We start from the raw sequence: 14359 nt of genomic DNA on the forward strand, positions 1-14359 counted from the left end.
CCTGATCGCAACACCTTCCTGATCTGTCCGCCCTCCGGACTGCATCCGCAGACCCTCAAGCGCCCCGGTGCGTCGCCGCCCCGTCGGTGAAGGCGTATCTATGGTTCCCGGCCGGGAGCTGCAAGGGCTTTTTTCGGAAAACGTCGCATTTTTTTCACGTGGGCCGGTTATCGAGGGGGTTTCAATGGATTAGTCAGCAACTCGCCTTGCAGATCGTCCCGTGGCGCGCCAAGCCGGGAACGATCCCCGGCCTGCCCCGCTGCAACGGCGTCAGATCCGCCGCGGCAGTGCCCGGGTCGCCACCAGAAGCACAGCCATTCCCAGATAGAGGAGGGGTTCGTCCTGCCACCCCTTGCGGAGCATCGCGAAATGCACCGCGCCAAGGATGACCGCCGAATAGACCAGCCGGTGTAGCCGGCGCCATGCCGGCCCTCCCATCCTGCGGATCGCGCCGTTCCACGAAGTCGCCGCCAGCGGCACAAGCAGCAGGAACCCGGCCATCCCGATGGTGACATAGGGGCGCTTCAAGATGTCGGCCCAGGCGGCGGCCATCCCCTGCACGTCCAGCACGGCCCAGGTCAGCACGTGGCAGCAGAGATAGAAGAAGGCGGTGAGGCCGAGCGCCCGCCGGTAGCGCATCAGGTTGATCCCGGCAAAGCGGCGCAGCGGCGTGACCGCCAGCCCGGACAGCAGCAGCCAGAGCGCCCAGAGCCCGAGCCGGTGCTCCACCGCTTCCACCGGTTCGATCCCGATCCGTCCCGTCGCCCCCTGCCAGAACAGCCAGACCACCGGGATCACCGACAGCGGATAGATCGGCCAGGCCGGCAGCCTGGCAAGCATGCGGTTCAGCCGGGCGCGCATGGGCGGGCGGTCAGAAATGCTTGGTGAGGTCCATGCCATCGTAGAGTCCGGCAACATACTCGCCGTAGCCGTTGAATTTCTGCGTCGGGATCTTCGCCGCGAAGAAGCCGCCGCCGACCCGGCGCTCGCTGGCCTGGCTCCAGCGCGGATGGTCCACCTCCGGGTTCACGTTGGAATAGAACCCGTATTCGCGGGGATTGACGATGTTCCAGGTCGCGGGCGGCTGTTCGTCCACCAAGGTGATCCGCACAATCGACTTGATCGACTTGAACCCGTATTTCCACGGCACGACCAGACGGACCGGCGCGCCGTTCGGATTCGGCAGCTCTTCGCCGTAGAGCCCGGTGGCGAGGATGGTCAGCGGGTTCATCGCCTCGTCGAGCCTCAGCCCCTCGACATATGGCCAGGGAATGACGGGGCGGCGGGTGCCCGGCATCTCGTCGGGACGGTAGAGCGTCTCGAAGGCCACGTACTTGGCCGAGGGCTTCACCCCGACGCGGTCGAGCAGGCCGGAAAGCTGGAATCCGATCCAGGGCACCACCATCGACCAGGCCTCGACGCAGCGAAGCCGGTAGATGCGCTCCTCCAGGGGCTGCCCTTTGACCAGGTCGGCCAGATCATAGGTGCCGGGCTTCTCCACCAGCCCGTCGATCTTCACCGACCAGGGATCGGTCGTCATCTGCCCGGCATTGCGCGCCGGGTCTTCCTTGCCGGTGCCGAATTCGTAGAAATTGCAGTAGCCGGAGATCTGCTCCAGCGTGTTCTTCTCTTCGTCCGTGGAATAGCGGCTCGGCGCCGCGTCCAGGGCGGCTGCCGGCAGGCCGAGGCCGATTCCGGCCAGTGCGGCCGCGCCGGACATCAGCTGGCGGCGGTTGATGAAATCCGCGCGGGGCGTGACATCGGCCCAGCCCAGGTCGGGTCGAAAGCGCATATCGGGCTCCTCCGCATTGCGTTCGCCCCACAAGCTAGCGGAGCGGAGCCGCGTTTCCAAAACATATGCTCTCACGATCCCGTCGCTGCGCCGAAACATTCGGCCTCCGGGCATCGGGGAGAGGGGGACCGGGGGAGAGGGTCCGCCCTCTCCCCCGGCCTGCTCACGCGGCGCTGATCTGCGCGTCGGGCTCCGGGAACAGCACGTCCATCCGCTTCGACCGGCCATTGGGCTGGACGATCCTGACATGGCCGCGGGTCAGCTTGCGCGGATCGGACACCCCGCAGGAATGCGCGATGATCTCCACCTCGTGGGTGATCACCCGCGCATAGGTGGCCACGCGCTCGATCTTGTTGGCCACGACCAGTCCGCGCTGCAGGTCCTTCTTGTGGGTGGTGATCCCGGTCGGACAGGTGTTCTTGTTGCATTTCAGCGCCTGGATGCAGCCCAGGGCAAACATGAAGCCGCGGGCGGAGACCACGAAATCCGCCCCCGCGCAAAGTGCCCAGGCGACATCGGCCGGGGTGATCAGCTTGGCCCCCGCGATCAGCCGGATCCGATTCTTCAGCCCGTATTCCGCGCGGATGTCCGCCAGCCGCGGCAGCGCCTCGCGGATCGGCATGCCCACCAGGTCCATCAGCGGCGCCGGCGCCGCGCCGGTGCCCCCCTCACCGCCGTCGATGGTGATGAAATCCGGCGCGCAGTCCAGACCGCGGCGCAGCACCGCGTCGAAGAACGGCCGGATCCCGTCCGCCGTGCCGATGCACATCTTCACTCCGGTCGGCTTGCCGGTCACCTCGCGCACCCGCACGATCAGATCCAGCATCTCGTCCCAGTTGTGGACCTCGGCATGGCGGTTCGGAGAGAAACTGTCCATGCCCATCGGGATGCCGCGGATCTCGGCGATCTCCGGGGTGATCTTGTCGCCGGGCAGGATGCCGCCCTTGCCGGGCTTCGCCCCCTGGCTCAGCTTGATCTCGAACATCCGCACCTGTTCGTGCCCGGCGATCCGGCGCAGCTTGTCATCGTCCAGGTTGCCCTTCGCGTCGCGCACCCCGTATTTCGCCGTGCCGATCTGGTAGACGATGTCGCAGCCCGCCTCGAGATGGTAGGGGCTCAAGCCCCCCTCGCCCGTGTTCATCCAGATCCCGGCCTTCTTGGCGCCCCCGGCCAGCGCGCGCACCGCGGGCTTCGAGATCGCCCCGTAGCTCATGCCGGAGATGTTGAAGATCGAGCGGGCGATATAGGGCTGCGCCGCGCCCGGCCCGATCACCAGCGGCGCCGCGGCCGAGGCTTCCTCGTCGAGCGGCGGGAAGGCGGAATTGACGAAGATCGGCGTGCCCGGCACCTCGATGTTCCGGGTCGAGCCGAAGGCGATCATGTTGGAGATCCGGTCGTCCGAGGCATGGTAGACCCAGTCGCGCTGCGCCCGGTTGAACGGATATTCCTCGCGGTCCATCGCGAAGAAGTACTGGCGGAAGAATTCGCCCAGCTTGGTGAAGAGCGTGCGGAACCGCCCCAGCACCGGATAGTTGCGCCGCACCGCGTCCGGGCTCTTGTAGCGGTCGATGAAGAAGAAGGTCACGCCCAGGGCCACAACCGTGATCGCCGTCACGGCAAGCAGCAGCTGCAGGATGAAGAGCACGCGTTCGATCAGTTCCATGTCCGGACTTTTCCTTCCCTTTGCACTTGCCGCCATCTGAGCAGAATCCGTCCGCCGATGGCAACATGTCCTGCATCCCCGTGCAGCATCTGCACGCCCGGGGCGACGGGATGATGACAAATCGGACGCCTGCCGCCGGAATTCCGCCGCCCCGGGCGGTCACGCCTGGGTCACATGGGGTCACGGGAACTTGCTTGACGGACGGCGCGTCCGCGGCTTAGCCCGCCGCTTTCCGGCTTCAAGCTTGGAAAGCCCCGTTTTTTCTCCTGATCCGGCTGATCCGGGGCGGTCCCGTCCGCCGTAGCTCCTGCGACATCCAGCGACGATGTCCGAGACACCTCAAAGGAGACGAAACATGATCCGCAGAACGTTCCTCGCCGCCACCGCCGCCGCAGCTCTCGCCATGCCGGCCTTCGCCGAAAGCCACATGGGTCCCAAGACGATCCCCGAGACCGCAGCCGCCGCCGGCGAGTTCAGCACGCTCCTCGCCGCGGTCGAGGCTGCCGGGCTGGCCGAGACGCTCTCCGGCGACGGCCCCTTCACCGTCTTCGCCCCGACCGATGCCGCCTTCGAGAAGCTGCCCGAGGGCACCGTCGAAGAGCTGCTGAAGCCGGAGAACAAGGAAAAGCTGGCCCAGATCCTCACCTATCACGTGCTGCCCGCGGCGGTGATGTCCGCCGACATCGACGGCGAGATGATGCCCGAGACCGTGGAAGGCGGGACCGTGACCGTGATGCCGACCGAGGATGACGGCGTCATGGTCAACGACGCCACCGTGGTCAAGGCCGATATCGAGGCCTCGAACGGCGTGATCCACGCGATCGACACGGTGCTGATGCCCGAAGGCTGATCCAGGCCCGCCCCGGCGTCCTGCCGGGGCTTGCGCATGGCGGCCGCACCGGCCACCTTTCGGTCAAACCACGGAGCCGCCATGCGCATCTATCTCGCCGGACCTGACGTCTTCCATCCCGATGCCGGGACCCTCGGCACGGAAAAGAAGGCCATCTGCGCCGAATGCGGGCTGGCCGGAGTCTTCCCTCTCGACGAAACCGTCCCCGGCACGGGCCTCTCTCCGCGCGAGCACGGGCTTGCCATCGCCGCCAAGGACATGCGGCTGATCCGCAGCTGCGGCGCCGCGCTCGTGAATCTCTCTCCCTATCTCGGCGCCTCGATGGATGCCGGCACCGCGGTGGAGCTCGGCCTGATCGCTGCGCTCGGCCTCCCGGCCTTCGGCTATTCCTGCGATCCCCGCCCGTTCGAGGCCCGCGCCGCCTCTGCCCTGCCCGGGCCGGACTGGCGCGGCGAGAATTTCGGCCTCTGCGACAACCTGATGGTCGAAGGCGCCATCGCCGCGACCGGCGGCCGCGTGCTCCTTCCGGAAACGCCCTGCGCCTTCGAGGATCTCGGACCGTTCCGCATGGCCGTCCAGGCGCTCGCCTTCCACCTGAAGTGATCTTCCCGCCACGGTCCGCGCGGTGCCGTCCGGCTCCGCTGGAGTCCCGCCCTCGCGGCGGATACCCTCTTGCGCGGCGGCGACTCGCGCCGCTGATGGAGACGTGATGTCGGAGACCCGGTAACCGCGTCCCCGGAGCCCTGCTCCGCGGGACAGACGCAAGCCCCGGCGGCCCCATGGCCTGCCGGACTTTCCGTCACGCGAATTCCGGACATTTCCATGAACATCTCCCGCCCGGAACAACGGGTTCTCCACGTCCTGGCCCAGGGGGGCCGCATCCTCCATGACCGCACCGGCGCCAAGGTCACCGGCGTCACCTGCTTCACCCGCGACCATGCGGTCCTGTCGGACTGTACGCTCGAGGTCTTCTCGCGGCTGCGCCGCAAGCGGCTGATCGCCTCGCAATCCGGCAGTGCCTACCGCATCAGCCGCCGCGGGCTGGACGCCGTGCGCGCCCAGCCAGACAACCGCTGACCGGTCCGGGCGGGGTCAGCCCGCCCGGCGCAGCACCTCGGGCCCGGCCGCCTTCAGCTCGTCGATGGAGCTCATGCCCATCAGCTGCAGCGTGATGCCGATCTCGTTTGCCAGCATGTCGAAGGCCGCCGCCACGCCGCGGCGGCCTTCCGCCGCCACCGCCCAGGCAAAGGGCCGCCCCAGCAGCACGAAATCCGCCCCCAGCGCCAGCGCCTTGACGATATCCGTGCCGCGCCGGAAGCCGCTGTCGGCATAGATCGCTCGCTCCGGCCCGAAGGCCGCGCGGATCTCGGGGATAAGCTCGACCGTGGATAGGCCGTGGTCCAGCTGCCGCCCGCCATGGTTGGAAATGACGATCCCGTCGACATCCTCGGCCGCGGCAAGCGCCGCATCCTCGGCATCGGAAATCCCCTTGATCACCAGCTTGCCCTTCCAGCGCTGGCGCAGCCGCCGGATCTTCTCCCAGGTCAGGTCCTTGTCGAGCCGCCCCGACAGCGCCGCCGCCTGCGCCAGCGCGCCCTTGCCGTATTCCGGCCGCCCGGTGACCAGCTCCACCTCCGGAAAGCCGTTGCGCAGCAGATCCAGCGACCAGACAGGCTTGGTGGCGAACTGCCAGAACAGCTGCGGCGTGATCTTGGTCACCGCGCGGAAGCCGTTCCTGCCGTCGCGCTCGCGGTTCGAGGTGATCGCCGTATCCACCGTGACGTAGATCGTGTCCGACCCGGCCTCCTCGGCGGCGGCGACATAGCTGTCGGTCCAGTCGGCGTCGATGTCGATGTAGAGCTGGAACTGCGGCACCTGTCCGCTGCGCTGCGCGATCGTCTTCAGCCCGTTGATCGAGAAGGTCGACAGCACCATCGGCACGCCGCGCGCCGCCGCCTCCTGCCCGATCAGCACGTCGCCGTCGCGGCGGTATAGCCCGAGAAAGCCCACCGGCCCCGGCCCGAAGGGCAGCGCATGGCGCTGGCCCATCACCTCGGCCGACAGGTCCAGCGGGCCGAGCGGCCGCAGGGTCCGCTGGCGCAGCGCCCAGGCGTCGAAGCCTTCGCGGTTCCGGCGCAGCGTGGTCTCGGAGAACGCCCCGCCCTCGATGTAGTCGGCGAAGATGCGCGGCAGGCGGCGGCGCGCGGCCGCGGCGAAATCCTCGACATTCTGGTAGCGGCGGGAAAAGCTCATGAGTCTGCTCCGGCAATAGTCTCGCGCCTGCCCTGCCACCCGCGGGCGGCAGGGGCAAGACACCGGCCCCCTTGGCGCGACGGCAGGGCGGCGGGCTGGGCCGGCCGCGACCGGCCGGGGAAGGCGCGCGCGGGCAGCCGGGCCGGCGCCCCGCTCACGATCCGCAGCGGATCAGGGTCTTCAGCCCGGCCACCTCGCCCGCAAGATGCCGTTCATAGGCGGCAGGCACCTCGTCCAGCGCGATCTCGGCATCGATCAGCGGGTCGAGCGCCGTTCCCAGCTCCGCGATCACCGCGCCGATCCGCTGCAATTCGTCTCCGAAGGCATGGCACCCGACCAGTGCCATCTCCTTCTCCACCAGCAGCACCGGATCGAGATCCAGCGCGCCATGGCCGATGCCCACCAGGCCGACCGCGCCGCCGGGCAGCAGCCCCTGTGCCAGCGCCCGGATCACGCCGGGCGCGCCGGTCGCATCCATGGCAAAGCGCGCATCCGGCAAGGCGTCGAGCGCGGCCACCGCCGCCCCCGTTGCCCCGGCCACCAGCTCGGCCCGCGCTGCCTGGCGGTCGATGACATGGACCCCGTGCCCGCGCCGCGCGGCCAGAAGCGCAACCAGCCCGCCGATCGGACCGCAGCCCGCCACGACCAGCGGCGCGCCATCCGGGACACCCAGCCGGTCGAGCGCATGCAGCGCGACCGCCAGCGGCTCGGCTAGCGCCAGGTGCCGGTCGGGCACGCCCGGGGGCGCCGCGATCACGTTCTCCGCAGGCAGCAGCACCGCCTCGGCAAAGCCGCCGTCGATCGCCTCGCCGACGAAACCCATCGTCTCGCAGACCTGCGCCAGCCCCGCCCGGCAGTTGCGGCAGCTGCCGCAGGTCACCCGGCTGTCGACGATCACCCGGTCCCCGGCGGCAACATGGGAGACGCCGACGCCGGCGGCCCCGACCGTGCCGGTAAATTCATGCCCCGCCACCGAGGGCGCGCGGCTAATCCAGGCGCCGGTGCGGAAATTGTGCAGGTCCGACCCGCAGATCCCCGCCATCGACACTCGGACCAGCACCTCTTCCGGTCCCGGCGCGACGGGCGCCGCGATCTCCTCGACCCGCAGGTCCTGCACCCCGTGAAGCCGCACCGCCTTCATGGCTCAGCCCTTCAGATAGGCGTCGCGCATCGGCCCGACGGCATTGGCATGGGAGGAGAAGCCTTCGTAATCGGCGAGGATTTTCGCGTTCTTCGCCAGTTCCGGATAGCCCTTCGCGGTGACATATCCGACGGAGGAGCGGCGCACGAAATCCGACACCGACAGCGGCCCCCAGCTGCGCGCACCGCCCGAGGTCGGCAGCACCGCGTTCGGGCCGAGCGCGAAATTCCCGATGCAGACCGGTGTGTGCGGTCCCATCAGGATCTCGGCCGCCTCGGTGATCTCGCCCAGATGCTCGAACGGCTGGGCCGAGAGCAGCTCCAGGTGTTCCGGAGCGTAGTCATTGACGAAATCGTAGCTCTCCTGCAGCGACCCGGTCAGGACGATGCCGCCGCAGGGCCCGCACAGCACCGCCTTCGAGAACTCCACCCGCTGCGGCGCCATCTGCGCCCAGTGCTCCGGCAGCGCCGCCAGCGCCTCCTCGGCGACCCGGCGCGAATGGGTGACGAGCCAGGCCGAGCTGTCCGGCCCGTGCTCCGCCTCGATCAGCAGGTCGAGCGCGGCGAGCCCGCCATGCACCGTGTCATCGGCGAGGATCAGCGATTCCGACGGACCCGCAGGCAGGCCCGGGTCGATCACGCCCGACAGCAGCCGCTTCGCCGCGACCACCCAGGGGCTGCCCGGACCGACGATCTTGCGGCAGGGCTTCACCGTCTCGGTGCCATAGGCCGCCGCCGCCACGGCCTGCGCGCCGCCGACCTTGTAGACCGTCTCGACCCCGGCCAGCCGCGCCGCGACCAGCGTCGCAGCATCGACCTTGCCGCCCGGCGCGGGCGGAGTGAAGATCGCGATCTCGGGCACGCCGGCCACCACGGCCGGAACGGCGGTCATCATCACCACCGAGGGGAACGCCCCCTTGCCGCGCGGCACGTAGAGGGCGACCGAGCGGATCGGCAGGAAGCGGTCGCCGGCGAAGGCGCCCGGGCGGACCTCCTTCAGCCACATCGGCTCGGGCGCCTGCTCCTCGTGGAAGCTGCGGATGTTGGCGATGCCCGCGCGGATTGCCTCGATGACCTCCGGCTCGACCTCGCCGAAGGCTGCGTCGAACTCCGCCTCGGTCGCCTTCAGCCCGCCCGCGGTCAGCCCCTCGGCCTTGTCGAACTCGACGCCGAAGCGGACCAGTGCGGCATCGCCTTCGGCTTTCACCGCCTCGATGATCGGCCCCGCCTTGTCGAGGAAGAAGCTCAGGTCTGTCTCGGAGCGCCGGAACAGTTTCGCGCGCTCGTCCGCGCCGAGCTCTGCAAGCACCTTGAAGGTCACGTCGGTCATGGTCCACCTCTGGCTTCCCGGCCGGGCCGGGAGGATCGTCTGCTGCCGCCGGGCTACCGGCTGGCAGGACATAATGTATATACTTTTGAGCCGCAGCGCCCGGAATTCCCCGGACGCCTTCGCACTCTGCTCAGATCGACGCCAGATAGCCGCCGTCGATGCCCAGAATCTGGCCGGTGACGTAGCGCGAGGCATCGGAGGCCAGATAGAGCACCGCCGCCTCAAGATCCTCCAGCCGCCCGAAGCGGCCCATCGGGATCCTGGCCTCCATCGATGCGCACCAGTCGGCATCCCGGTAGAACACTTCGGTCAGCTCGGTGCGGAAATAGCCCGGCGCGATCGCGTTCACCCGCACCCCCTGCCCGGCCCATTCGGTCGCCAGCGCCCGCGTCATCCCGGCAATGCCGCTCTTGGACGAGCCGTAGGGCGCCGCGGTCGGCACCCCGACGAAGGAGGTCAGCGAGGCGAGGTTGATGACCGCGCCATGGCCGCGGGCCAGCATCGGCCTGGCCACGGCCTGGGTGACGAAGAAGGCGCCCTTCAGGTTGGTGTCGACGATCCGGTCCCAGAGCTGCTCGGTCACCTCGGTGGAGGGGCAGACCTCCTCCGTGCCGGCATTGTTGACCAGGATGTCGACCGGGGCGATCCCGGCCAGCGCGGCGGCGATCCCGGCCACGTCGCTCTGGTCGCAGGCGATGCATTCGGCGCGGCGGCCCTCTGCCTCCACCTTGGCGGCCGTTTCGGCCAGGCTTCCGGCGCTGCGCGCGGTCAGCACCAGGTCGGCTCCGGCGCGGGCCAGCGCCACGGCAAGCGCAGCGCCGATGCCGCGGCTCGCGCCCGTGACCATGGCGCGGCGGCCGGAAAGCGAGAAGAGCTGGCCCAGATAGGCCTCCGGAGCGGTCGGCATGCGGGATTCCCCTGATCTGCGGTTTTGCCTAGACAATTCCCGCAGCGCCGCGCCGATGCAAGGGGGTCAGTAGCCGCGGGACTTCGGGGCCTGGCCGTGGCGCTCCAGCAGCTTCTCCACCACCTGGTGCTTGCCGACCGAGCGGCGCGCCACCTGCCCCTGGCGTTCCAGGTCGGCGCTGAGCTGCGCGATCCGCATCCGGATCTCGCGCGTGCGGTCGACCCGCCACAGGTTCCACAGCCCGTCCCGCCCGGACATCTGGTAGGCCGTCGGTCCGCCCTCTCCCGCAAGCCAGTCGATCGAGGCCTGGTCCAGCATCTGGATCTGCCGTTCCAGCGCCCGGATCTCGGCGCGCAGCCGGTGAAGCACCGCGACATCCGCGTCGCGCTTCACCCCGGCCAGCGCCTTCAGTTCGGCAAGGGCCCTAATAGGATCCAAAGGGACTGTGCCTCCGCTTCATGCGCAGATCGTCGGCAAACCGGATCGCCGCCGCAACCGCGCGGTAGAACTCGTGCCCGATCTCGTCGCCCACCTCCACCGCCGCATAGAGCGCCCGGGCGGTCGGCGGCTCGCTGTAGACCGGGATCCGGAAATCCGCCGCCAGCCGCCGGATCGTCGCCGCCATCTCGTCGACGCCCTTCGCCACGCAGACCGGTGCCGCATGCTTGGTCCGCGACCATTTCAGCGCCACGGCGAAATGCTCCGGATTGACGATGACTACGTCTGCCTTCTTCATGTCGCGCAGCATCTGCGAGCGGGCGATGTCCATCGCCCTCTGCCGCCGCCGCTGCTTCATCGCCGGATCGCCCTCGGATTCCTTCATCTCGTCCATCAGCTCGCGGTGCGACATCCGCAGCGTCCGCTGGTGCTCGGCATGCTGGAACAGGTAGTCGACCACGCCCACCAGCGCCGAGATGACCAGCGACACCAGCAGGAAGCGCAGCGCGACATCCATCATCAGCACCACGACCTGGCGCGCCTCCAGCATCTGGGAGGCGAGGATCTCGTCCTCGCGGTTGACCAGGAACCAGATCAGCGCCCCGGCATAGAGCAGCAGCTTGACGAAGCTCTTGAAGAACTCGAACAGGCCGCGGCGGCCGAATTTCTTCTTGAAGTTGCTGATGACCGAGATGCGCGACAGCTTGGCCTCGATGTTGCCGCCGTAGAAGATGTAGGCCCGCTGCACCGCCAGCGAGAGCAGCACGAAGAGCGCCGGCACCAGGAAGACCGGCAGGACCGGCACCACCACGTCGATCACTGGCTTGGCCAGGATGGCGCCGTTGGCATCTTCGGGGTGAATCGCCGCCTCCCAAAGCCGGCTGGAGAAGAACCCTGCGAGGGCGCCGCCGAAATTCGCCATGATGTCCCGGCCCCAGACGACCAGCGACAGCGCGAGCCCGGCATAGGCCGCCGTCGTGTTCAGATCCGAAGAGCGCGCAATATTGCCCTTCTTCCGGGCATCCTGGATTTTCTTCTGCGACGGCTCGTAGGGCTTTTCCTCGCTTTCGCTTTCCTCGGCCATCAGCGCAGCCCGCTGGCGAGCGAGAAGTCCATCAGGTGGTCCGCCCAGACCGACAGCAGGATCGGTGCGGACAGCAGCAGCAGCACGAGGCCCAGCCAGGAGATCGCCGGCGCGCCGATGAAGGCGACCATCAGCTGCGGCATCGCCTTGTTCACAACGCCCAGGCAGAGGTTGTAGAGAACCGCGATGACCAGGAACGGCCCCGCCAGACCAAGCGCGATGTCGAAGAGGCGGCCGAGCGTTTCGATGATCAGGCGGGAGGCTATGCCCGGATCGATCGCGGTTCCGATCGGGATCAGGTCGTAGGACTCCACCAGGGCCTTGACGACGGCGACATGGAAATCCAGCGCCATCGCCAGGGCCAGCGCGGCGAAATAGAGGAACTGGCCGATCGCCGCCTGCGGCTGCTCGACCTGGTTGCCGAGGATCTGCGCCAGAGAAATCGACTGCGCCGCCATCGTGCCGGCGATCTGGATGCTCCAGAACAGGCTGCGGCAGAGGAAGCCGATCACCAGCCCGGCAATGACCTCGTGGCCGCAGGCCGCGACGTATCCGCTGCGCCCCAGCCCGGCTTCCATCGCGCCCGACAGCGGCACGACGACATAGGTGAGCGCGAGCGCCAGAACCAGCCGCACCGTCGGCGGCACGCTGCGCGAGCCAAGCACCGGCAGCAGGAAGAAAGCCGTCCCGATCCGCAGCAGGACCAGGAAGGCCTGTTCCAGCGGCAGCATCGCGAGGATCATGTTGACGGCTTCGCTCATGCCGGAACGATTCCCAGAACCAGCGGCTGGGCCTGCATGCCGAGCTCCTCGTAGGAGATCACCGGGGTCGTCAGCCCTTTCGCCATCGCCACGGTCTTGACGAAGCGCCGCCGCCGCGCAGAGGTGACCAGCACCGGCTCGGCGCCGGTTTCGGCCGCGTCCCGCAAGGTGGAGGCCAGCCGCTCGGCCAGGCGGTTGAACTCGTCCGGCGGCAGGGCGACCTCGGTGCCGCCCTCGGTGCCGACCTGGTACTGCAGGAAGCGCTTCTCCCATTCCGGCGAAAGCTGGACCAGCGGCACCCGGCCGTCGGGGCCCTTGAGCTCGGAGACGATCTGGAAGCCCAGCCGCTGGCGGACGTATTCGCACAGGCTTTCCGGCCTGCCGATTGCCGGCCGGGCCTCGGCGATGGTCTCCAGGATCAGCGGCAGGTTGCGGATCGAGACCCGCTCTTCCAGGAGAAGCCGCAGCACCATCAGCGCCGCGTCCATCGGCACCTTGTCGGGGATCAGATCGTCGATCAGGCGGCGGTTGGCCTCCGCCCGCCGCTTGTCCGACAGCCGGGTCAGTTCGTCGAGCAGCCGCGACAGCGACTTGAGCGACAGGAGCCGCGAAAGGTTGCCCTTGACGACCTCGAGCAGATGGGTGGCCAGCACCTCCGCAGCGGTCACCACGGTCGTCCCCGACAGCAGGAGCTCGTCCTGGTGGCTGCGGTCCACCCAGCGCGCCGGGGCGCCGTAGACCGGTTCCTTGACGTCGTCGCCCGGCGGCAGCTTGTCTCCGGCGGAATCGCCCTTGAGCGCCATCACCCGGCCCGGCTGCAGCCGCGCCTCGGCGACCGTGACGCCCTGGATCAGGATGCGGTAGCTCCCGGCCGCCAGCTGCGGCTGGTCGGTCAGGCGGACCTCCGGAAGGATCATGCCGTAGGTGGTGGCGACATGCTTGCGCATGCCCTCGATCCGGACATCCAGCCCGGTGCCCGGGTCGAGGATCATGTGGACAAGGTCGGGCGAGAATTCGATGTGGATGTCATCGAGGTCGATGAGATCGCCGATCAGCTCCTCCGCGGCGCGCGTCTCGGCCTTCTCCGTCGCAGCCGCCGCGACCTTCTCGCCGGCCTGCTGCCGGCGCCGCATCGCCAGAAAGGCCAGGCCCGAAAGCCCCGAGGCCGCCACCAGGAAAGGCAGGAACGGAAAGCCCGGCACGATGGCGAAGATCATCATCAGCCCGGCCACCGTGGCCAGCGCGGCGGGATGGCGGCCGACCTGCTCGGCGATGGCGGTGTCGGTGGTGTGGTTCATGCCGCCGCGCGACAGCAGCAGCGCCGAGGCCACCGAGATGATCACGGCCGGCAGCTGGGTCACCAGCCCGTCGCCGACGGTCAGCACCGCATAGGTCGTCAGCGCCTCGCCGAAATCCAGCCCGTGCGCGAAGACGCCGATCGACAGCCCGACCACGAGATTCAGCAGCGTGATCAGCAGCCCGGCAATGGCGTCGCCCTTGACGAATTTCGACACGCCGTCGAGCGAGCCGAAGAAGGTCGCCTCGGCCTGCTCGCGCTCGCGCCGCTCCTTGGCCTCCAGATGGGTGATCGCGCCGGAGGACACGTCCGCGTCGATCGCCAGCTGCCGCCCCGGCATCCCGTCCAGGGCGAAGCGCGCACCGACTTCGGCCATCCGCGCCGCGCCCTTGGTCACCACGACGAAATTCACGATCAGCAGGATGAAGAAGATCACCACGCCGAGAAACGGGTCGCCGCCCATGACGAACATGGCGACGCCCTCGATCACGTTGCCGGCCGCATCCGGGCCGGTATGGCCCTGGCCGATGATCAGCTTGGTGGAGGAAATGTTGAGCGAGAGCCGCAGGATCAGCGAGGCCAGCAGCACCGTCGGAAAGGACGAGAAATCCAGCGGCCGCTCGATGAAGAGCACGATCGTGAAGACCAGCGCCGCCATGCCGAAGCTCAGCACCAGGCCGACATCCAGCATCCAGGCCGGCACCGGCAGCAGCATCATGATGATCATCGCCATCAGGCCCAGTGCCAGGGCCGTGGCCGGGGTCAGAATCCCCTTGATCCGGAACCCGCCGCCCAGCCCGCGCCGGACCGCCTCCGCCATCGTGTCCGCCACCTTGTTCCCCTC

The 14359-nt window shown here is 68.6% G+C and carries 14 protein-coding genes; 3 read left to right on the forward strand and 11 right to left on the reverse strand.

Going from position 1 to position 14359, the window contains the following annotated elements:
* Nucleotides 1-270 precede the first annotated feature (270 nt).
* From msrQ to HCC78_RS18285, 3 genes are all read right to left on the reverse strand, one after another.
* Nucleotides 271-840, reverse strand: coding sequence for a protein-methionine-sulfoxide reductase heme-binding subunit MsrQ (gene msrQ, locus HCC78_RS18275; RefSeq protein ID WP_253949245.1), 570 nt, complete (start codon nt 838-840; stop codon nt 271-273).
* A gap of 31 nt (nt 841-871) precedes the next feature.
* Nucleotides 872-1792 (reverse strand): protein-methionine-sulfoxide reductase catalytic subunit MsrP, encoded by a 921-nt coding sequence (gene msrP / locus HCC78_RS18280; protein WP_172330240.1) that lies wholly within the window; start codon nt 1790-1792, stop codon nt 872-874.
* Nucleotides 1793-1955: 163 nt separating this feature from the next.
* Nucleotides 1956-3455, reverse strand: a complete 1500-nt coding sequence (locus HCC78_RS18285; protein ID WP_172330241.1) for an FMN-binding glutamate synthase family protein — start codon at nt 3453-3455, stop codon at nt 1956-1958.
* Nucleotides 3456-3810: 355 nt separating this feature from the next.
* Here HCC78_RS18285 and HCC78_RS18290 point away from each other — a divergent pair, with 355 nt between their 5' ends.
* The 3 genes from HCC78_RS18290 to HCC78_RS18300 all read left to right on the forward strand — a co-directional run bounded on the left by HCC78_RS18290 (nt 3811) and on the right by HCC78_RS18300 (nt 5382).
* Nucleotides 3811-4305, forward strand: a complete 495-nt coding sequence (locus HCC78_RS18290) for a fasciclin domain-containing protein (protein WP_172330242.1) — start codon at nt 3811-3813, stop codon at nt 4303-4305.
* An 81-nt stretch (nt 4306-4386) separates the two neighbouring features.
* On the forward strand, nt 4387-4908 hold the full coding sequence (locus HCC78_RS18295) for a nucleoside 2-deoxyribosyltransferase (protein WP_172330243.1): 522 nt from the start codon (nt 4387-4389) through the stop codon (nt 4906-4908).
* Nucleotides 4909-5127: 219 nt separating this feature from the next.
* A complete protein-coding gene (locus tag HCC78_RS18300) occupies nt 5128-5382 on the forward strand; it encodes a YjhX family toxin (RefSeq protein WP_172330244.1) in 255 nt (84 codons plus the stop codon).
* Between the two features lie 15 nt (nt 5383-5397).
* Here the strand turns inward: HCC78_RS18300 and HCC78_RS18305 are convergent, their stop codons facing one another.
* The 8 genes from HCC78_RS18305 to flhA form a co-directional block, all read right to left on the reverse strand.
* Nucleotides 5398-6558 carry an alpha-hydroxy acid oxidase gene (locus tag HCC78_RS18305; protein WP_172330245.1) on the reverse strand — a complete coding sequence of 387 codons (1161 nt, stop codon included), beginning with the start codon at nt 6556-6558 and terminating at the stop codon, nt 5398-5400.
* A 154-nt stretch (nt 6559-6712) separates the two neighbouring features.
* A complete protein-coding gene (locus HCC78_RS18310) occupies nt 6713-7699 on the reverse strand; it encodes a zinc-binding dehydrogenase (RefSeq protein WP_172330246.1) in 987 nt (328 codons plus the stop codon).
* 3 nt (nt 7700-7702) lie between these two features.
* Nucleotides 7703-9028, reverse strand: a complete 1326-nt coding sequence (gene hisD / locus HCC78_RS18315) for a histidinol dehydrogenase (protein ID WP_172330247.1) — start codon at nt 9026-9028, stop codon at nt 7703-7705.
* Nucleotides 9029-9158: 130 nt separating this feature from the next.
* On the reverse strand, nt 9159-9935 hold the full coding sequence (locus HCC78_RS18320) for a glucose 1-dehydrogenase (protein ID WP_172330248.1): 777 nt from the start codon (nt 9933-9935) through the stop codon (nt 9159-9161).
* A 66-nt stretch (nt 9936-10001) separates the two neighbouring features.
* Nucleotides 10002-10373, reverse strand: a complete 372-nt coding sequence (locus HCC78_RS18325) for a hypothetical protein (RefSeq protein ID WP_172330249.1) — start codon at nt 10371-10373, stop codon at nt 10002-10004.
* A complete protein-coding gene (locus tag HCC78_RS18330) occupies nt 10360-11457 on the reverse strand; it encodes a flagellar biosynthesis protein FlhB (RefSeq protein WP_172330250.1) in 1098 nt (365 codons plus the stop codon). The genes HCC78_RS18325 and HCC78_RS18330 overlap by 14 nt, the downstream gene beginning before the upstream one ends.
* Nucleotides 11457-12218: a flagellar biosynthetic protein FliR gene (locus HCC78_RS18335; RefSeq protein ID WP_172330251.1), complete on the reverse strand. Its 762-nt coding sequence runs from the start codon at nt 12216-12218 to the stop codon at nt 11457-11459. The genes HCC78_RS18330 and HCC78_RS18335 overlap by 1 nt, the downstream gene beginning before the upstream one ends.
* The gene (gene flhA / locus HCC78_RS18340; protein ID WP_172330310.1) at nt 12215-14335 is read right to left on the reverse strand and encodes a flagellar biosynthesis protein FlhA; all 2121 of its coding nucleotides are present in this window, start codon (nt 14333-14335) and stop codon (nt 12215-12217) included. The genes HCC78_RS18335 and flhA overlap by 4 nt, the downstream gene beginning before the upstream one ends.
* Between the last annotated feature and the right edge of the window lie 24 nt (nt 14336-14359).

This window comes from Mangrovicoccus sp. HB161399, assembly GCF_013184745.1.
Lineage (GTDB): Bacteria > Pseudomonadota > Alphaproteobacteria > Rhodobacterales > Rhodobacteraceae > Mangrovicoccus.